The organism is Arthrobacter arabinosi (genome assembly GCF_054511115.1).
In genome coordinates, this window is sequence record NZ_JBTNDF010000002.1 from 718,508 (window position 1) to 737,085 (window position 18,578).

An 18,578-nucleotide genomic window follows, 5' to 3' on the forward strand; every position below is an offset into this window, starting at 1 on the left:
AGGGCTCCCGGCAGATGCCGGGAGCCCTTCGCGCGTCCAGGGGGGAGAACCGGTCGGTGGAACCGTCAGTGCCCTGCGGGTGACGAGCCGTGCCGGCCCGTGGTCCCCGTCGAGCGGGAGCCGTCGAGGGCGCGCGCGCCGTCGAGGGTGCTGCCGACGCTGTCGTCGCGATCGTCGTCGTCGTGCCCCTCGACCCTGCGCTCCTGCGTGCCGGGGCGCTCGTCGGCGTCGTCGACTGCTATGCCCGCCTGTGCCACCTTGGCGGCCTGCTCCTCCTTGGGCGTCGAGCTGAGCCCGTGCCCGGTCTCGTCCAGGGCCGTCAGTTTCTCGGCCTCGTCGACCTCGGCCTCGGTGATCTCGTCGTCCTTCTCCTGGTTCCACGCCTTGATGGCGGCCCACCCGACGGCTGCGACGGGGACGGAGAGGATGGCGCCGATGATCCCGGCCAGGATGGTCCCGGCGGTCAGGGCCAGCAGGATCACGAGCGCGTGCACCTGGAGTGTGCGTCCCATGACCACGGGCTGCAGGAAGTTGCCCTCGAGCTGGTTGACCACGATCACCACGATGATGACCATCAGCGCCACGAACGGCCCGTTGGCGACGAGCGCGATCAGGGCCGCGAGAACACCGGCCAGCGTCGCACCGACCAGCGGGATGAATGCGCCGACGAAGACGATCGCGGCCAGCGGCAGCGCCAGCGGCACCCCGAGGACCACGAGGGCGATGCCGATGAACACGGAGTCGACGAGGGCCACGATGGCCGTACCGCGCACGTAGCCACCGAGGACGGCCATGCTGCTGTAGCCGACCCGGCGGGCCTTCACGAGGCGCTTGCCCTTGAACGCGCGCAGCATGAAGGCCCAGATCTTCTCGCCGTCCTTGAGGAAGAAGAAGAGGATGACGACCATGAGCAGGGCCCCGGCGATGAAGTTGCCGGCCGCGCTGAGGCCCGAGATGGCACCGGCACCGGCGGTACTGCTGGTCGCGAAGTCGACCGCCGCGTCCCGTGCCTGCTGGATCTGCGCGTCGTCGATGGGGATGGGACCGTTCTTCGCGAAGGCGTAGAGCTGGTCGAAGCCCTTCGTCGCGCTGGTGGCGAGCTCTCCGGCCTGTCCTACGACGGCGAACACGATGCCCGTGATGAGCCCGCCGAAGACGAGCAGGAGCAGCAGGAAGGACACCGTGGTGGCCGTGGACGCACCCCAGCCCTTCCGTCGCAGGAAGAGCACGAACGGCCCGATCGCGGCGGCCAGGATGAGCGCCAGCAGCATCGGGATCACCACGAGCCGCACCTGGATCAGCGCGTACACCGCCACGACGGCCAGCACCAGGACCAGGAGGACCTGTGCCGCCCTGATGCTGGCGTTGCCGAGGCTGTCCCGCCAGGGGCCCCCCGGTGTGGGCATCGCTGCCCGCTTATCTTCTGACTGGGTCATCGACCGTCACCTTTTCCTTCGGCCCGATGGCCATCGTTGATCAGTTGGGAGCGCACCTCGCGGCGGAGGACCTTGCCGATCAGCGATCGGGGCAGGTCCTCCACCTGCACGATGATGCGTGGAACCTTGTAGGCGGCGAGCGCGCCGCGACAGGAGGACCGGAGGCCCTCGACGTCGAGGACGGCCCCCGGCGCGAGGATGACGGCCGCTGCGACGTCCTCGCCGCCGCCGTCCCGCGGGAGTCCCACCACGGCGACGTCGGCGACGCCCGGGTGCGCGCGCAGCACGCCCTCCACCTCGCTCGGGGAGACGTTGAACCCGCCGGTGATGATGAGTTCCTTGATGCGGTCCACGATCGTCAGGAAGCCGTCGCCGTCCATCGTCACGATGTCGCCCGTCCTGAACCAGCCGCCGTCGAGCAGGGCGTCCTCGGTCTCGTCCGGCCGCCGCCAGTAGCCCTGGAACACCTGCGGCCCCTTCAGGAGCAGCTCACCGGCCTCGCCCGGGGCGCGGTCGCGGTCCGGGTCCTCCGGGTCGACGATCCGGACGTCCGTGCCGGGGAACGGGACGCCGATGGTGCCGGGGCGCCGCGTGGGCCCGATCGGGTTGCCCGCCGAGACGGGGGACGTCTCCGTGAGCCCGTAACCCTCGATGAGGTAGCCGCCCGTGGCGGCCTCCCAGGTCTCCACGGTGGCCTGCGGGAGGTTCATGGCTCCGGAGATCGCGAACCGGATGCTGCCGAGGTCCACGCCGCGCTCGGCCGCGCCGGCCGCGAGCCGGTCGTAGATCGGGGGCACCGCCGGCAGGAACGTGGGCGGGCTCTTCCTGACCGCGTCGAGCACGAGCCCGACGTCGAAGCGCGGGAAGAGGACGAGCTTCGCACCGATGCTCACCGCGAAGGTCACGCACAGCGTGAGCCCGTACGCGTGGAACATGGGCAGGACGGCGTAGACCGTCTCGCGGCCGACGTCGAGGCCCGGCACCCAGGCGCGCCCCTGCGCCGCGTTCGCCAGCAGGTTCCGGTGCGTGAGGACGGCGCCCTTGGGGACGCCCGTGGTGCCGCTGGTGTACTGGAGCACCGCGGTGTCCTGGGCCGACGGCCGCGGGTGCCGGTCGGGCAGCGGGCGGTGGTGGAGCAGGTCCCGCCAGGCGACGACCTTCCGGGGACCGGTCGGCTTCTCGCCGGTCGTGAGCGCCGCCCTCGCCTCGCGGGCGCGACGCACGGGGAGCCGCAGCGCGAGGCGGCGCGACGCCGGCATCGCCCCGATGAGGTCCACGGACACCACGGTGGTGACGGGGATGTCGGCGGGCAGCCGCTGCACGCGCGGCACCACCCGGTCCCAGGCGATGGCCACCGTGGCGCCGTGGTCCTCGAACTGGTGTCGCAGCTCGCGGTCCGTGTAGAGCGGGTTGTGCTCGACCACGATCGCACCGAGGCGGAGGACGGCGTAGAAGGCCACGATGTGCTGGGGGCAGTTCGGCAGGACGAGGGCCACCCGGTCCCCCGGCCCGACCCCGAGGGACCGCAGGCCCGCCGCGGCCCGGGCCACCGCGTCGCCCAGCTCCCGGTACGTCGTCGTCGCGCCGAAGAACTCGAGGGCAGCGCCCGCGCCGTGGGCCAGCACCGACGCATCGAGGAGATCGGACAGCGTGCCCTCGGGCACGCTGAACGTGCCGGGCACGCCGGGAGCATAGCTCGCGACCCAGGGGCGGGCTGCCAAATCCATAAGCCTGCTTTCTGTTATCCGTCCGACTGTATCGCGCACCCGGGGCATTCCGGTACAGGACCCTGCCGGTGGCGCGGAGGGACCCGACGGCTACGCATGCCGCACATCCGGTAACATTGTCGGTCGAAGGGGAGTAGCTCCGCACCTCGAGGTGCGCGGCCTGTCGACATACTGGCGCCATCGGCGCCCGGCAGTCCACCGGTGGAACCGGCGAGCGAGACCTTCGGCCGATACGACGCATCTGTGTCCCCGGCCGGAGCGCCCCGCTTCGGATCGGAGTGCGCACATGCCCCGAGCACCCGGAGCAAACCGTGAACAACCCCGAGAACGACGTCCCGGACGACGCCGGACGGCCCCCGTCCCGCGACGACATCAAGCGGTGGCGCCAGTACCTGGCCGACGAACGCGCCGAGGCCGCCACCTACCGTGACCTCGCCCGGCGCAGGACCGGAGAGGAACGCGAGATCCTCCTCGGCCTCGCCGACGCCGAGGGCCGCCACGAGGCCCACTGGCTGGCGCTCCTCGGCGACGACGCCGGACGGCCCCTGCGGCCGTCCCTCCGCAACCGCTTCCTGGGCGTGCTCGCACGGCGCTTCGGTTCCGTCTTCGTCCTGGCCCTCGCACAGCGGGCCGAGGGCCGCTCCCCCTACGCGGCGGACCCCTCGGCCACGAGCGCGATGGCCGCCGACGAGCAGATCCACGAGGAAGTCGTGCGCGGACTCGCGACCCGCGGCCGCAACCGGCTCTCCGGCAACTTCCGCGCCGCCGTGTTCGGCGCGAACGACGGCCTGGTCAGCAACCTCGCCCTGGTCATGGGCATCGGGGCGACCGGCGTCTCGACGTCCTTCATCCTGTTCAGCGGGATGGCCGGCCTGCTGGCGGGCGCCCTGTCGATGGGTGCGGGCGAGTACGTGTCCGTCCGGTCCCAGCGGGAACTCCTGTCCGCGACGCGCCCCACGCAGATCACCCTGACGGCGGCGAAGGAACTCGACATCGCGGCCAACGAGCTGGTGCTGGTGTACCGGGCCAGGGGCATGACGCCCGCGGCCGCGGAGCACCGCGCGGCGGAGCGCCTCGGCCTGTTCGGGTGCGACTGCGATCCGAGCTTCTCACTGCAGCCCGCCGCGGACGACGCCGTGGACGAGCACGAGACGGTGGGCACCGGTCTCGGGGCCGCCGCCTCGAGCTTCTGCTTCTTCGCTTCCGGAGCGATCATCCCGGTCCTGCCGTACCTGGTCGGGCTCAGCGGCGTCCTCGCCGTCGTCGTCTCCTGCGTCCTCGTGGGGCTGGCGCTGATGGCGACCGGGGCCGTCGTCGCCCTCCTGTCCGGTGCGTCACCGCTGCGGCTGGCCCTCCGCCAGCTCGGCATCGGTCTCGGCGCTGCCGCCGTCACCTACGGGCTCGGCCTGCTGTTCGGCACGTCCGTGGCCTGATCCCCGGGCTCCCGCCCGGTGCCGCGGCAGGACGGCGCGTGCGTGCGCCCTCCGCGAACGCCGTTCCCCGCCGACCTCGGCGGTGCTCCAATGGTCCGTATGGACGAGCACGAGGCTCTCGACGCGTACTCTGCGGCGGTCGTGCGGATCGCCGAGTCCACGCTGCCGTCGGTGGCGGCGGTGTCCGTGCGCACCGCCCGCGGCGGCGGTGCGGGCAGCGCCTCGGTCATCTCCACGGCGGGGCACCTGCTGACGAGCGCGCATGTGGTCGCCGGCGCCCGGCACACCGAGGTCGCGTTCGGTGACGGGTCGGTCCTCCCCGCGCGCATCGTCGGCAGCGACCCGCTCTCGGACCTCGCCGTCCTCGCGGCGGAGGGCGGCACGCCCCCGCCCGTGCCGTGGGGGGATGCCACCGGGCTCCGTGTCGGGCAGCTCGTGGTCGCCCTCGGCAACCCGCTCGGCCTGGCCGGCAGCGTCACCGCGGGGATCGTGTCCGCGCTCGGCAGGTCACTGCCCACACTGTCCGGGCGCGTCGTGGACGAGGTGATCCAGACCGACGCGATCCTGAACCCCGGCAACAGCGGCGGCGTGCTCGCCGACAGCGCAGGGCGCATGGTCGGCGTCAACACCGCCGTCGCCGGGATCGGCCTGGGACTGGCGGTGCCCATCAACCCGATCACGCGGGAGATCATCGACGCGCTCATCACCAGGGGCCGCGTGCGGCGCGCGTGGCTGGGGGTGGTCGGAGCCCAGATCACCCTCACCCCCGAACTCGCCGCCCGGGTCGGATCGCGCACCGGGATGCAGGTGGCCTCCGTCGTCGCCGGCAGCCCGGCCGCGGGTGCAGGGGCACGGGCCGGAGACGTCGTCGTGTCCCTCGACCACTCCCCTGTCCGCAGCGCGACGGGCATCCAACGGCTCATGGTCGAGACGGCGATCGGCCGCCGCATGGAGATGACGGTGTGGCGCAACGGTGCCCTGGTGGACATCGTCGTCCACCCCGAGGAGCTCCGCACCCCGTGACCGGGGAGCGGCGCCCGCCTCGGTCGGAGCGGCCTAGGCGGGGTCGCGCTGCTGCAGGACGTAGTCCTCGAGCTTCCCGAGCGTCGCCTCGATGCTCGCCGGGTGCCGGCGCGTGAAGCCGGTGAGCCTGAACACGAACCGCCACCGCACGGCGCGCCCGTCCCACTCCTCGCGGACGAGCGTCCCGCCGTCCCGGGGTTCGAGCGTGTAGCGCCAGACATGGGCGGAGAAGTGCCGCCAGGCGATCCGGCGGCCCTCCTCGAATTCGACCACGCGGTTGAGGATCCTGTAGGACGGCCCCATCTTCATGTCCATCCCGAACTTCGCACCCAGCGACAGCCGGGCCGGTCCGTTGGGCTGCTCGCCGCGGACCGTCCCGGACCCGTCGATGACGCTGTGCAGGGCGGGTGTCGCGAGGACCTCGAAGATGCGGTCGGCGGGCGCCGCGATCAGGCGTTCCCTGGAGATGAGGTAGGCGGAATCCGTGCCGGGCGTCGTCGTCATACCCTCATTCTGCCCGCTCCGCACCCTGTCCGCCCGCCGGACGGGCCCGACGACGGAGGGCCCCCACGAGGAGGGGCCCTTCGGGTCGGACGTTCGTGCGGTCAGGGCTTCAGGAGCACCTTGATGGCGCGCCGCTCGTCCATGGCCCTGTATGCCTCGGCGGCGTCCTCGAGGGGCATCTCGACGTCGAAGACGCGGCCCGGGTTGATCGTGCCGTCGAGGACGTCCTTCAGCAGTTCCGGGATGTAGGTGTGTGCCGGTGCCATGCCGCCGCCCACGGTGATGTTCTTCGCGAAGAGCATGCCGATGGGCAACTCGGGTCCGCCCGCCGGGACGCCCACGAAGCCCAGGTGCCCGCCGGGGCGCGTGCTGCGCAGCGCCTGGTCCATCGATTCCTTCGTGCCCACGCATTCGAGGACGGAGTCGGCGAGGACTCCCCCGAGCAGTTCGCGCACTTTCTCCACGCCCTCGTCGCCGCGCTCGGCGACGATGTCCGTGGCGCCGAACTCGCGGGCCAGCGCCTGGCGGTCGGCGTGGCGGGACATCGCGATGATGCGCTCGGCACCCAGCCGCTTGGCCGCGAGGACCCCGCACAGGCCGACGGCGCCGTCACCGACGACGACGACGGTGCTGCCCGGACCGACGTTCGCCGACACAGCGGCGTGGTGGCCCGTCGACATGACGTCGGAGAGGGTCAGCAGGCTGGCCGTCAGGGCGGCGTCGGGCTCGGTCACGCCGTCGACCTTCCGCAGGGTGCCGTCGGCCTGCGGGACGCGCACGGCTTCGCCCTGCCCGCCCTGCACGAAGTCGCCGTGCTCGTCGGTGCTGCCCCAGCCGGTCAGGTGGTCGCACGCCACGGTCACGCCGTTGAGGCACTGCGGGCAGGTGCCGCAGCTGTCCACGAACGGTGCGATCACGAAGTCGCCCACCGCGACGTCACGGACGTCGTCGCCCACGGACTCCACGACGCCGACGAACTCGTGGCCGATCGCCTTGGGTTCCTTGGTGGGCCGGACACCGCGGTACGGCCAGAGGTCGGAGCCGCAGACGCAGGACGCCGTGACCCTCACGACGGCGTCGGTCGGCCTGATGATGCTCGGGTAGTCCCGGTCCTCGACACGGATGTCGCCGGGCCCGTGGATGATGGTCGCGCGCATGATGGTCTCCTAGAAGCTTGCTTGACGCAATCGATTGTCCCCTTCCGTCACCTTACAAGCCGCGTGCCGGGAGGCCCTACTCCCGTCGGCGGCCGCCTCGACCTCGTGCTCCGGTTCCGCCAGGTCCTCCCGCGGGTCTCGGGCATGTTCCGGCGGGCGAAGAGGATCGCTGCGGGAGCTCCGGATTCCCTCCGTGCCACGCCACGTCCCCGCGGAGGCCGCCGGAGGGTGCCGGGGGGGTGCCGGAGGCCGCCGGAGGGTGCCGAGGGGTGCTGGAGCGTGCGCGGTCGCCGCCACCGTCGGCCACCGGCGGCGCCCGCATGGCGCCGTCCGCAGACGCGAAAGCCTCCCCCGCACGAGAGGCGGGGGAGGCTTGTCGGATCGCGGAGGATCAGAGCGTCGCGTAGACCTCGCGGAGGAGCTTGGCGGTCTCGGACGGCGTCTTGCCGACCTTCACGCCGGCAGCCTCGAGGGCCTCCTTCTTGGCCTGGGCGGTGCCGGCCGAGCCGGAGACGATCGCCCCGGCGTGGCCCATGGTCTTGCCTTCGGGGGCCGTGAAGCCCGCGACGTAGCCGACGACGGGCTTGGTGACGTTGGCCTTGATGAACTCGGCCGCACGCTCTTCCGCGTCTCCGCCGATCTCACCGATCATCACGATGGCCTTCGTCTCGGGGTCCGCCTCGAAGGCCGCGAGGGCGTCGATGTGCGTGGTCCCGATGACGGGGTCGCCGCCGATGCCGATGGCCGTGGAGAAGCCGAGGTCGCGCAGTTCGAACATCATCTGGTAGGTCAGCGTGCCGGATTTCGAGACGAGGCCCACACCGCCCTTGCCCGTGATGTTCGCCGGGGTGATGCCCACGAGGGACTCGCCGGGCGTGATGATGCCAGGGCAATTGGGGCCGATGATGCGGGTGACCTGCTTGCCGTCGGCGTCGACCTTCGACTGGGCGAGGGCCCAGAACGCGGCCGAATCCTGCACGGGGACACCCTCGGTGATGACGACGACGAGGCCGATCCCGGCCTCGATGGCCTCGACCACGGCGTCCTTGGTGAAGGCCGGCGGGACGAAGACGATCGACACGTCGGCGCCGGTCTCCTTCATGGCTTCCTCGACCGTGCCGTACACGGGGAGGGTGACGTCGCCGTGGGTGACCGTGGTGCCGGCCTTGCGGGCGTTGACGCCGCCGACGACCTGCGTGCCGGCCTTCAGCATGAGGGCGGTGTGCTTGGTGCCCTCGCCGCCCGTGATGCCCTGGACGATGACCTTGGAGTCCTTGTTGAGGTAGATAGACATGCGGGTGTTCCCTTACTTTCCGTTGGCCAGCGCGGCGGCCTTGTCGGCGCCTTCGTCCATGGTGTCGGCGAGCGTGACCAGCGGGTGGTTGGCGTCGGCGAGGATGCGGCGGCCCTCCTCGACGTTGTTGCCGTCCAGGCGCACCACGAGGGGCTTGTTGGCCTCGTCGCCGAGGATCTCGAGGGCCTTCACGATGCCGTTGGCCACGGCGTCGCACGCGGTGATGCCGCCGAAGACGTTCACGAAGACACTCTTGACCTGGCTGTCGTTGAGGATGACGTCGAGGCCCGCAGCCATGATCTCGGCGGACGCTCCGCCTCCGATGTCGAGGAAGTTGGCGGGCAGCACGCCGCCGTGCGCCTCACCGGCGTAGGCGACGACGTCGAGGGTGGACATGACCAGCCCCGCACCGTTGCCGATGATGCCGACCTGGCCGTCGAGCTTGACGTAGTTGAGGTCGTGCTCCTTCGCCTTGGCCTCGAGGGGGTCCGCTGCGTCCTTGTCCTCGAGCGCGGCGTGGTCGGCGTGCCGGAACCCGGCGTTCTCGTCGATGGTGACCTTGCCGTCCAGGGCGAGGATGTCGCCGCTGCCGGTCTTCACGAGCGGGTTGACCTCGACGAGCGTGGCATCCTCCTTCACGAAGACGTCCCACAGCTTGAGGATGGTGCCGACGACGCCCTCCCGGAGTTCGGGCGCGAAGCCCGCGGCCTCGACGATCTCCTCGGCCTTGGCCTGGTCGATGCCGGTGCCCGGGTCCACGGCGATGCGCGCCAGGGCGTCGGGGCGTTCGACGGCGAGCTGCTCGATGTCCATACCGCCCTCCACCGAGCACATGGCCAGGTAGTTGCGGTTGGAGCGGTCGAGCAGCACGGAGAAGTAGTACTCCTCGGCGATGTCGGCGCCCTGCGCGATCATCACCGTGTGGACCGTGTGCCCCTTGATGTCCATCCCGAGGATGTCCGACGCATAGGAGTACGCCTCGTCGGGGGTCTTGGCGACCTTGACGCCGCCGGCCTTCCCGCGGCCGCCGACCTTGACCTGAGCCTTGACCACGACGACGCCGCCGATCTTCTCGGCTGCTGCCCTAGCTTCTTCCGGGGTGTGCGCCACGATACCGGCCAGCACGGGAACCCCGTGTGCCTCGAAGAGATCGCGCGCCTGATATTCGAACAGGTCCACTTAGCCAAAGTCCTTCTACGTCGAAGTAGGTTTACAAGAGGGAACTGTAGCCCCTCGGGCCCGAGGCCCTCCCCAGACTATCGGTTTCGTGAGTAAGGCCACAGTTCTATGTTTTGTAGAACTGCGGGCCCGCCCGGCAGGCATCCGGAGGGCGCCTCCGCCAGGGGCCGGAGCGGGTCAGGCCACCTTGGTGAGCGGCGCGTAACGCAGCAGCAGCCGCTTCTCCCCGACGTCGAACCGGACCTTGGCGACGGTCTTGTCCCCCGCCCCCTCGACGGACAGGACAGTGCCGTTGCCGAAGCTCGCGTGGTTCACGTGGTCGCCGACGGCGACCGACACGACTTCCTTCTGGGGCTGCACGCGACCCACGGTCTTCGACGGCGCGGGGGTGCCCCCGGTGAAACCGCCGCCGCTCGCACCCCAGTAGGATCCGCTGAACCGCGGGCCGCTGATGCTCCCACCGGACGTCCAGGCGGGTTTCGCCGCGCCCTCGCGCTTCCAGTGGATGAGCTCCTCGGGGATCTCGCTGACGAACTGGCTCGCCGGGTTGTACTGGCTCTGCCCCCACATGCTCCGGACCTCGGAGCGCGTGATGTACAGCCGCTGCCGCGCGCGGGTCAGGCCCACGTAGGCCAGGCGCCGCTCCTCGGCGAGTTCCTTCGGGTCGGTGGCGGAACGCTGGTGCGGGAAGATGCCCTGCTCCATGCCGGTGAGGAACACGACGGGGAATTCGAGGCCCTTGGCGGTGTGCAGCGTCATGAGCGTCACGACACCCTGGCGCCGGGCCTCCTCGACGGCGCGCTGCACGTCGGCGGCGGAGCCGTCGGGGGCGTCCGGGATCTGGTCGGCGTCGGCCACGAGGGCCACCTGCTCCAGGAAATCGCCGAGCGTCCCCTCGGGGTTGTCCCGCTCGAACTCGCGGACGACGGCGACGAGCTCGGCGAGGTTCTCCACGCGCGACTCGTCCTGGGGGTCGTTGCTGGTGCGCAGCTGTTCCAGGTACCCGGTCTGCTCCAGGACGGCCTCGAGGGCCGCCGAGGCGCCCGAGCCGCTCGCGACCTCGGCGAGGTCGTCGATGAGCTTCACGAAGCCGGCCACCGCGTTGACGGAGCGCGTGGCCATGCCGGGCGCCTGGTCGGCCCGCCGCAGGGCCTCCATGAAGCTGATCCGCTCGCGTTCGCCCAGGGACGCGACGGCGTACTCGGCGCGGTCGCCGATGCCGCGCTTGGGTTCGTTGAGGATGCGGCGGAGATTGACGACGTCGTCCTGATTCACGAGGACGCGCAGGTACGCCAGCGCGTCCTTGATCTCCTTGCGCTCGTAGAAGCGCGTCCCGCCGACCACCTTGTAGGGCAGACCGACGCGCAGCAGGATCTCCTCGACGGAGCGCGACTGGGCGTTGGTGCGGTAGAAGATCGCGACGTCCCCTGGACGGATGTCGTCCTCGTCCTGGAGGCGGTCGATCTCCTCGGCGATGAACCGGGCCTCCTCGTGCTCGTTCTCACCCACGTAGCCGACGATCTTCTCGCCGCTGCCCTCGGCCGTCCACAGCCTCTTCTCCGGCCGGTCCGGGTTCCGGGAGATGACCGCGTTCGCGGCGGTGAGGATGTTCTGGGTGGAGCGGTAGTTCTGCTCCAGCAGGATGGTGCGGGCGCTCGGGTAGTCGTTCTCGAACTCGACGATGTTCCGGACGTCGGCACCGCGGAACGCGTAGATGGACTGGTCGGAGTCGCCGACGACGGTCAGCTCCGCGGGGTCCTCGGAGGATTCACCGGGCACGCCGACGATCTCCCGGACCAGGGCGTACTGTGCGTGGTTGGTGTCCTGGTACTCGTCGACGAGGACGTGGCGGAAGCGCCGCCGGTAGTAGTCGGCCACGCCGGGGAAGGCCCGGAACATGTAGACGGTCTGGGCGATCAGGTCGTCGAAGTCCATGGCGTTGGCCTGGCGCATGCGCTGGGCGTAGCCCGAGTAGACCTCGGCGACGGCCTGCTCGAACGGGTCGGACGGGCTGGCGTCCGAGGCGAACGTCTCCTCGTCGATGAGTTCGTTCTTGAGGGCGCTGATCTTGTGCTGGATGGCCTTGGGCGCGAACTTCTTGGGGTCGAGGTCCAGCCCCTTCGCCACGAGCGTGATGAGGCGCAGCGTGTCGGCGGAGTCGTAGATGGAGAAGTTGGAGTTGAGGCCCACGGAGGCCGCCTCACGGCGGAGGATGCGCACGCAGGAGGAGTGGAACGTGGAGATCCACATCCGCTTCGCGACGTCCCCGATCAGGCCCTCGATGCGCTCCCGCATCTCGGCGGCGGCCTTGTTCGTGAAGGTGATGGCGAGGATCTGCCCTGGGTGGGATCGGCCGGTGGCCAGCAGGTACGCGATGCGGTGGCTCAACACGCGGGTCTTGCCCGACCCGGCGCCGGCGACGATGAGCAGCGGCGATCCGCCGTGCTTCACCGCTTCCTCCTGCTGGGGGTTCAGCCCCAGCAGGAGCTCCCTGGCCCGGTGCTCGTCCGCGCCGGCGCGGGAGGGCACGTGCTCCGTGGCGGGATCGACCGCTCCGGACGCCGTCGCCATCGCCGCGTCCCGGGCACGCTTCTTCTCGGCGGGCGTGGGCTGGGAGACGTAGGGATCGAAGAGCATGTCCATGATGCTCCAAGTCTAGGCCGCGCCCCGGACACTCACCGCGTGAAGGGAGGGGCGGGAACACCCTGCCGCCGTCCCTCCCCGGACACGGGACTGCCCCCACCGGAGATCCGGGAGGGGCAGTCCTGGAGTGACCGCGCGTTACTTCTCGGCCTGCAGCTCGTCCTTCTCCACCCCGAGGAGGAGGAGCTTGCCGCTCTTGCGGTCGGCGAGGTACTCCTTCATCTCCCGCTTGATGACGGGCAGGAGCAGGTAGACGCCCAGCAGGTTCACGAAGCCGCAGACGAACAGGGCGGCGTCGGCGAAGCTGATGACCTGGCTGAAGGTCAGCACGCAACCGGCGACGGTGAAGAACAGGAAGATGACCTTGAAGATGAGTTCCGAGGTCCTGCCGCGGCCGAACAGGAATTCCCAGGACTTGAGCCCGTAGTAGGACCACGTGATGAGCGTGGAGTAGGCGAACAGTGCCACGGCGATCGCGAGCACCACGGGGAACCAGGGGAACACGGTGGCGAACGCGTCGGAGGTGAGGATGACGCCGTCGGGCGTGCCCTCCCCTGCCTGGACCTGGTCGATCCCGGCCTGGAGGCTCGGTGCGCCCGCGATGATGATCGCCAGCGCCGTCATCGTGCAGATGAGCACCGTGTCGACGAGCGGTTCGAAGAGTGCGACGAAGCCCTCGCTGACCGGGCGGCGGGTCTTCACTGCCGAGTGCGCGATCGCGGCGGAGCCGAGGCCCGCCTCGTTGGAGAACGCTGCACGGGTGAACCCGACGATCATGACGCCGAGGATTCCGCCGGCGATGCCCTGGGGATTGAACGCGCCTGCGAAGATCGACGCGATGGCAGCGGGAACCTGGCCGAGGTTGACGAGGATGACCAGGAGGCAGGACACCACGTAGATGACGCCCATTGCCGGCACGAGCTTGCTGGTGGTGGCTCCGATGGACTTGATGCCGCCGAGGATCACCACGGCGACGAGGCCTGCGAGCACGAGGCCGAAGATGAGCGCGGCTCCGGCACTGCCGAGGAGTCCGTCGGCGCCGCCCGTGACGTTCTGCATCTGGGCGAAGGTCTGGTTCGCCTGGAACATGTTGCCGCCGGCGACACCGAAGATGAGGATCGCGACGGCGAAGACGCCGGTCAGGATCTTCGCGGGGACCTTCCCGAACTTGCCGAAGGCGATGGGGAGGTATTTGAAGGGCCCGCCGCTGACGGACCCGTCCTCATGCACCTCGCGGTACTTGACGCCGAGCGTGCATTCGGCGAACTTCGTCGCCATGCCCAGGAGCCCGGCAAGAACCATCCAGAAGGTCGCGCCGGGGCCACCCAGGGCCATGGCCGCACCGACGCCGGCGATGTTTCCCAGCCCGACCGTCCCCGACAGCGCCGAGGTGAGCGCCTGGAAGTGCGGCACCTCCCCGGGGTCGTCCTTCGACGAGAATCGGCCCCGGACCACTTCGTAGGCGACCTTCAGTCCACGGAACTGGACGAAGCCGAAGTAGATCGTGAAGATCACGCCCGCCGCGATGAGCCACAGCACGACGAACGGGAAGCTCACGTCACCGATGGTGATGGGGAAGAACACGATCGTCGAGAAAACCTCGGTGACGGGTTCGAACACCGCGTTGATGGCGGCGTCGATGCTCGCGAGCCAGCCCACCTCCTCGGTCACAGTGGTCATGGGTAGCTCTGTCGTGATTGGCATCCTTCTAGAAAAGCGCCCTTCGCGCGTGAGCGCAATCACAAGCTGTGGCGGGGCGGAATAAGTCGGGGTGGCAGCGGCCTCCTGGGGGTCCGCGGATGCTCCGCGGACGCCGATCGTCGCCCATACTTCACTCATGGCAAGAACCAGGGCCCAGATCGCACGCAAGCACCCCACCGGCGCCTCCCCCGCGGCCGAGCCGCCCCGGTCGGACCGGCAGCGCTCCAACGGCAGCCTGGTCGTCATCGCCGCCGCCGTCGCCTCCCTCTTCCTCTTCTGGTACTTCCACCTGCTCACCCTCGGGCAGATGACGCAGTTGTCCGGGGGCCTCCCGATGCCGGACATGATGATCGGCGGCTACGACGCCGGTCATCTCGAACGGCTCCACGCGGCGATGGACGACGACGCCCGCGGCCAGCTGAGCTATCTCCACCGGACGGCCGGCACGCTGTTCCCGCTGATCTTCGCGTTCGCCTGGCTCCTGCTGATCCAGCTCGGCACCGGACGCCGATGGCTCCGCCTGGTGCTGTGGTGTCCCGTGATCCTGTTCGTCGTCGTCGACCTGTGGGAGAACGTCGCGATCGACGCGGTGCTTGCGACGGCGACCCCCGACGCCGGAGCGGTGCTGCTGGCCTCGACGCTGACCGTCCTGCGGTGGGTGCTGCTCGCGCTGAGCGTGGCGACCGGCGCCGCTTCCGTGTTCCTGCCGCGGCGGCTCCGGGAAGCGGAGGCGGACGCCGGGACCGGGCCGAAGAGCAGGTAAGCTGGGACCGCCGGATCGGGAACACCAGCGGATCCGCGCCTCTGTAGCTCAGTAGGATAGAGCGTCCCTCTCCTAAAGGGAAGGTCGTCGGTTCGATTCCGGCCAGGGGCACCACAGCTCCACGCGAGGGCGGGGACGGGCAGCCACCCGTCCCCGCCCTCACTGTTCGAGGGAAGGGTCCACCGCATGCGACAGCAGGCCGGCAGGGCGCAGCACGGGCCCGACGGCGCCGGCCCGCCGGTAGCGCGCGCGGTGGCCGGCCGGCCGGCCATCACCGTCACGGCCCTGTGCCTGCTGGACCGCCGAGGGCAGCTGCTGCTGGTCCGGAAGCGCGGAACGACGCTGTTCATGCAGCCGGGCGGCAAGCCGGATCCGGGCGAGACGCCTGCGGAGACGGGTGTCCGCGAACTGTTCGAGGAGCTGGGCCTGCGCGTCCTGCCGGAGGACCTGACGCTCCTCGGCGTATGGCGGGGACCTGCAGCCAATGAAGCGGCGCTCCTCGTCGCGACGGTCTTCCTCTGCCCGCTGCCGGCCGACCCCTGGCCGGCCGCCGAGATCGAGGAGCTGGACTGGCTCGACCTCGCAGCGGCCCCTGACCGGGACGACCTCGCTCCCCTGCTGACCGACTACGTGGTCCCCCGGCTGCTCATGCTCAGGACCGCCCGGCCGCAGTGACACGCCCGCCCGACCGGAGGCGGCACCCAGCCGCACCCGGTCGCTGCAGCCCCTGGACGGGCTGATCCGCCGATGCTGGGGATCACCCTAGACCTCGGTCAGCGACCCCGGCTGCTCGTCCACGGCAACGTTCTTCTGCACGGCGAACTGCGTGCGGTGCAGTTCCTCGTACCGTCCGCCGACCGCGAGCAGCTCGTCGTGCGTCCCGCGCTCCACGATCGCGCCGTCCTCGACGACGAGGATCAGGTCCGCACTGCGGATGGTCGAGAGCCGGTGGGCGATGACCATGGCGGTCCGCCCCTCGAGCGCCTCACTGAGGGCTGCCTGCACGGCCGCCTCCGACGTCGAGTCGAGCGCCGCCGTCGCCTCGTCCAGGATCACCACGCGGGGCTGTGCGAGCAGCAGGCGTGCGATGGTCATGCGCTGGCGCTCCCCGCCGGAGAGCCGATAGCCCCGCTCGCCCACCATGGTGTCCAGCTGGTCGGGCAGGGACCGGACCAGCGGCTCCAGCCGGGCCCGGCGGACGGCGTCCCACACCTCGTCCTCCGTGGCCTCCGGCCGCGCGAGGCGGAGGTTGGACAGGATGGTCTCGTGGAACAGGTGGCCGTCCTGGGTCACCATGCCGAGGGTGTGCCGCATCGAGGCGAAGGTGACGTCCCGGACGTCGGTGCCCGCGAGGCGCACCGCGCCGCTGTCGACGTCGTACAGCCGCGCGAGGAGCTGCGCGACGGTCGACTTGCCGGCACCCGACGTACCGACGAGCGCCACGGTCTGGCCGGGTTCGATCCGGAAGGACACACCGTGCAGGACCTCCTCGCCGCCGCGGGTGTCCAGCGTCGAGACCTCCTCGAGCGAGGCGAGGGAGACCTTGTCCGCCGACGGGTAGGCGAACCGGACGTCGTCGAACTCGACGGACACGGGGCCGGCGGGGACGGCGACGGCGTCGGGCTTCTCCTTGATCAGCGGCTCGAGGTCAAGCACCTCGAAGACACGCTCGAAGCTGACGATCGCGCTCATGATCTCGACGCGCGCGTTGGCGAGGCTGGTCAGGGGCGCGTAGAGGCGCGTGAGGAGGAGGGCCAGGGTGACGACCTCCCCGGTGTCGAGCTGGCCCGCGAGCGCAAGGGTTCCGCCGAGCCCGTACACCAGGGCGAGCGCCAGCGCGGAGACGAGCATGAGTGCCGTGAAGAAGACGAACTGCAGCATGGCGGTGCGCACCCCGATGTCCCGCACGCGTGCGGCGCGGACCCGGAACTCCTCGGCTTCCTCGTCGGGCCGGCCGAAGAGCTTGACGAGCGTGGCGCCGGGCGCCGAGAAGCGTTCCGTCATCTGGGTGCTCATGGCCGAGTTGTGGTCGGCGGCCTCGCGGCGGAGGGCGGCCAGGCGGCTGCCCATGCGGCGGGCGGGGACCAGGAAGACGGGCAGCATGACGACGGCGAGCACGGTCACGAGCCAGGAGGTGCTGAGCATGACGGCGAGGGTGAGGACCAGCGCCACGACGTTGGTGACCACGCCCGACAGGGTGCCGCTGAACGCCTGCTGGGCGCCGATCACGTCGTTGTTGAGGCGGCTGACCAGGGCCCCGGTCCGGGTGCGGGTGAAGAAGGCGATGGGCATCTTCTGCACGTGGTTGAACACGGCGGTCCGCAGGTCCAGGATGACGCCCTCACCGATGCGCGACGAGTACCAGCGGGTGAGCAGGGACACCCCGGCGTCGACGATCGCGACGATCGCGATGACGGACGCGAGCCACACGATCGTCCGGACCTCGCCGCGGGCGACGATGACGTCGACCACCTGCCCGGCAAGGACCGGTGTCGCGACGGCCAGGAACGCCCCGGCCACGGACAGCAGGATGAAGAGCGCCAGCTTCCGGCGGTAGGGCACAGCGAAGGTCAGGATCCGGCGCACCGACTCCCGGGAGAACCCGTGCTTGTTGTCCCTCGCCGTCGAGATCCTGTACAGCGAGCTCCACGCCGCGCCTTCCATGCTCATGGCCGTTCCTTCCGTGGATGCCGTCTCCGGCTCGGGTCCGCGGGTGCCGTACCCCGCCGTAATGCTTCGGAACAATAAGTGGCTGTCCCGGTGTTGACCTCAGTAGTGTGTCGGCGTCGGCCATGATCGGGCGACGCCGAAGCACGTTGGGTTCAAGCCGTTCAGGAGCCCTTCTATTTCCGGCGCCCGCCGCGCCTGTCCCCCACACCTCAAGGAAGCATCCCATGAATCACCGCCTGTCCATCCTCGGTACCGCCGCAGCCCTCACATTGGCGCTCGCCGGGTGCTCGTCGTCGGCCCCTGCCGGTGACGGCGGCTCCTCCGAATCGGCAGAGCCCACCTCCCTGCAGGAGATCCAGGACGCGGGGGTCCTGACCGTGGGCACCGAGGGCACGTACAAGCCCTTCAGCTACCACGAGGACGGCAGCGGCGAGCTCACCGGGTACGACGTCGAGGTCATCACCGCCGTCGCCGAGAAGATGGGCGTCGAGGCGGAGTTCGAGGAGACCCAGTGGGACGCGATCTTCGCCGGACTCGAGGCCGGCCGCTTCGACGTGATCGCCAACCAGGTGTCCATCACGGACGACCGCAAGGAGAGCTACGACTTCTCCGAGCCGTACACGGTCAGCTCCGGGGTGATCGTCACGAGCGCCGACAACGACGACATCTCTTCCTTCGAGGACCTCGAGGGCAAGACGACGGCGCAGTCCCTGACCAGCAACTGGTACAAGCTCGCCAAGGACAGCGGCGCGAACGTGGAGCCCGTCGAGGGCTGGGCCCAGTCCGTGACCCTCCTCGAGCAGGGCCGCGTCGACGCGACGATCAACGACGAGCTGACCTACCTCGACTACCAGAAGACGGACGGGAACGACGCCATCAAGATCGCGGCGACCACCGACGAGACGTCGGAGAGCGCCGTGGCGGTCGCCAAGGGCAGCACCGAGTTGGTGGACGCCATCGACGCGGCGCTGGGCGAGCTGCGCGCCGACGGCACGCTGGCCGAGATCTCGGACAAGTACTTCGGCACCGACGTCAGCGAGTGATGCCC

Annotated in this window: 14 protein-coding genes and 1 tRNA gene; 6 read left to right on the top strand and 9 right to left on the bottom strand. The window is 70.3% G+C overall.

The window, feature by feature from the left end; all coding sequences use genetic code 11:
* Window positions 1-65 precede the first annotated feature (65 nt).
* Window positions 66-1,436: an AI-2E family transporter gene (locus ACX80P_RS07475; protein WP_459277427.1), complete on the bottom strand. Its 1,371-nt coding sequence runs from the start codon at window positions 1,434-1,436 to the stop codon at window positions 66-68.
* Entirely contained in the window at window positions 1,433-3,163 is a 1,731-nt protein-coding gene (locus ACX80P_RS07480) for a long-chain-fatty-acid--CoA ligase (protein ID WP_459277428.1), read from the bottom strand. Before ACX80P_RS07480 ends, ACX80P_RS07475 begins: the two co-directional genes overlap by 4 nt.
* A gap of 311 nt (window positions 3,164-3,474) precedes the next feature.
* Here ACX80P_RS07480 and ACX80P_RS07485 point away from each other — a divergent pair, with 311 nt between their 5' ends.
* Together ACX80P_RS07485 and ACX80P_RS07490 are read left to right on the top strand one after the other, a co-directional pair.
* The gene (locus ACX80P_RS07485; protein ID WP_459277429.1) at window positions 3,475-4,596 is read left to right on the top strand and encodes a VIT1/CCC1 transporter family protein; all 1,122 of its coding nucleotides are present in this window, start codon (window positions 3,475-3,477) and stop codon (window positions 4,594-4,596) included.
* Window positions 4,597-4,695: 99 nt separating this feature from the next.
* The gene (locus tag ACX80P_RS07490; RefSeq protein WP_459277430.1) at window positions 4,696-5,619 is read left to right on the top strand and encodes a S1C family serine protease; all 924 of its coding nucleotides are present in this window, start codon (window positions 4,696-4,698) and stop codon (window positions 5,617-5,619) included.
* Between the two features lie 33 nt (window positions 5,620-5,652).
* Here ACX80P_RS07490 and ACX80P_RS07495 read toward each other — a convergent pair whose 3' ends face one another.
* From ACX80P_RS07495 to ACX80P_RS07520, 6 genes are all read right to left on the bottom strand, one after another.
* The gene (locus ACX80P_RS07495) at window positions 5,653-6,123 is read right to left on the bottom strand and encodes an SRPBCC family protein (RefSeq protein ID WP_459277431.1); all 471 of its coding nucleotides are present in this window, start codon (window positions 6,121-6,123) and stop codon (window positions 5,653-5,655) included.
* Between the two features lie 101 nt (window positions 6,124-6,224).
* Entirely contained in the window at window positions 6,225-7,280 is a 1,056-nt protein-coding gene (locus ACX80P_RS07500) for a zinc-dependent alcohol dehydrogenase family protein (protein WP_459277432.1), read from the bottom strand.
* A gap of 391 nt (window positions 7,281-7,671) precedes the next feature.
* Window positions 7,672-8,574, bottom strand: a complete 903-nt coding sequence (gene sucD, locus ACX80P_RS07505) for a succinate--CoA ligase subunit alpha (protein WP_459277433.1) — start codon at window positions 8,572-8,574, stop codon at window positions 7,672-7,674.
* A 12-nt stretch (window positions 8,575-8,586) separates the two neighbouring features.
* Entirely contained in the window at window positions 8,587-9,753 is a 1,167-nt protein-coding gene (gene sucC, locus ACX80P_RS07510) for an ADP-forming succinate--CoA ligase subunit beta (protein WP_459277434.1), read from the bottom strand.
* A gap of 177 nt (window positions 9,754-9,930) precedes the next feature.
* Window positions 9,931-12,396 (bottom strand): DNA helicase PcrA, encoded by a 2,466-nt coding sequence (gene pcrA, locus ACX80P_RS07515; RefSeq protein WP_459277435.1) that lies wholly within the window; start codon window positions 12,394-12,396, stop codon window positions 9,931-9,933.
* 138 nt (window positions 12,397-12,534) lie between these two features.
* Window positions 12,535-14,076, bottom strand: a complete 1,542-nt coding sequence (locus ACX80P_RS07520) for an alanine/glycine:cation symporter family protein (RefSeq protein WP_459277436.1) — start codon at window positions 14,074-14,076, stop codon at window positions 12,535-12,537.
* A 157-nt stretch (window positions 14,077-14,233) separates the two neighbouring features.
* Here ACX80P_RS07520 and ACX80P_RS07525 point away from each other — a divergent pair, with 157 nt between their 5' ends.
* The 3 genes from ACX80P_RS07525 to ACX80P_RS07535 all read left to right on the top strand — a co-directional run bounded on the left by ACX80P_RS07525 (window position 14,234) and on the right by ACX80P_RS07535 (window position 15,535).
* The gene (locus ACX80P_RS07525) at window positions 14,234-14,860 is read left to right on the top strand and encodes a hypothetical protein (protein ID WP_459277437.1); all 627 of its coding nucleotides are present in this window, start codon (window positions 14,234-14,236) and stop codon (window positions 14,858-14,860) included.
* Window positions 14,861-14,897: 37 nt separating this feature from the next.
* Window positions 14,898-14,974 (top strand) — tRNA-Arg (locus tag ACX80P_RS07530).
* Between the two features lie 72 nt (window positions 14,975-15,046).
* A complete protein-coding gene (locus ACX80P_RS07535) occupies window positions 15,047-15,535 on the top strand; it encodes an NUDIX hydrolase (protein ID WP_459277438.1) in 489 nt (162 codons plus the stop codon).
* Window positions 15,536-15,622: 87 nt separating this feature from the next.
* Here the strand turns inward: ACX80P_RS07535 and ACX80P_RS07540 are convergent, their stop codons facing one another.
* Window positions 15,623-17,530, bottom strand: a complete 1,908-nt coding sequence (locus ACX80P_RS07540; protein ID WP_459277439.1) for an ABC transporter ATP-binding protein — start codon at window positions 17,528-17,530, stop codon at window positions 15,623-15,625.
* A 224-nt stretch (window positions 17,531-17,754) separates the two neighbouring features.
* Here ACX80P_RS07540 and ACX80P_RS07545 point away from each other — a divergent pair, with 224 nt between their 5' ends.
* Window positions 17,755-18,573, top strand: a complete 819-nt coding sequence (locus ACX80P_RS07545) for an amino acid ABC transporter substrate-binding protein (RefSeq protein WP_459277440.1) — start codon at window positions 17,755-17,757, stop codon at window positions 18,571-18,573.
* The last annotated feature ends 5 nt before the right edge of the window (window positions 18,574-18,578 follow it).

Coding starts and splice junctions, on each gene's coding strand:
- ACX80P_RS07475 (WP_459277427.1), bottom strand. CDS start 1,436: ATGACCCAGTCAGAAGATAAGCGGGCAGCGATGCCCACACCGGGGGGC.
- ACX80P_RS07480 (WP_459277428.1), bottom strand. CDS start 3,163: ATGGATTTGGCAGCCCGCCCCTGGGTCGCGAGCTATGCTCCCGGCGTG.
- ACX80P_RS07490 (WP_459277430.1), top strand. CDS start 4,696: ATGGACGAGCACGAGGCTCTCGACGCGTACTCTGCGGCGGTCGTGCGG.
- ACX80P_RS07495 (WP_459277431.1), bottom strand. CDS start 6,123: ATGACGACGACGCCCGGCACGGATTCCGCCTACCTCATCTCCAGGGAA.
- ACX80P_RS07500 (WP_459277432.1), bottom strand. CDS start 7,280: ATGCGCGCGACCATCATCCACGGGCCCGGCGACATCCGTGTCGAGGAC.
- sucD (WP_459277433.1), bottom strand. CDS start 8,574: ATGTCTATCTACCTCAACAAGGACTCCAAGGTCATCGTCCAGGGCATC.
- pcrA (WP_459277435.1), bottom strand. CDS start 12,396: ATGGACATGCTCTTCGATCCCTACGTCTCCCAGCCCACGCCCGCCGAG.
- ACX80P_RS07520 (WP_459277436.1), bottom strand. CDS start 14,076: ATGACCACTGTGACCGAGGAGGTGGGCTGGCTCGCGAGCATCGACGCC.
- ACX80P_RS07525 (WP_459277437.1), top strand. CDS start 14,234: ATGGCAAGAACCAGGGCCCAGATCGCACGCAAGCACCCCACCGGCGCC.
- ACX80P_RS07535 (WP_459277438.1), top strand. CDS start 15,047: ATGCGACAGCAGGCCGGCAGGGCGCAGCACGGGCCCGACGGCGCCGGC.
- ACX80P_RS07540 (WP_459277439.1), bottom strand. CDS start 17,530: ATGAGCATGGAAGGCGCGGCGTGGAGCTCGCTGTACAGGATCTCGACG.
- ACX80P_RS07545 (WP_459277440.1), top strand. CDS start 17,755: ATGAATCACCGCCTGTCCATCCTCGGTACCGCCGCAGCCCTCACATTG.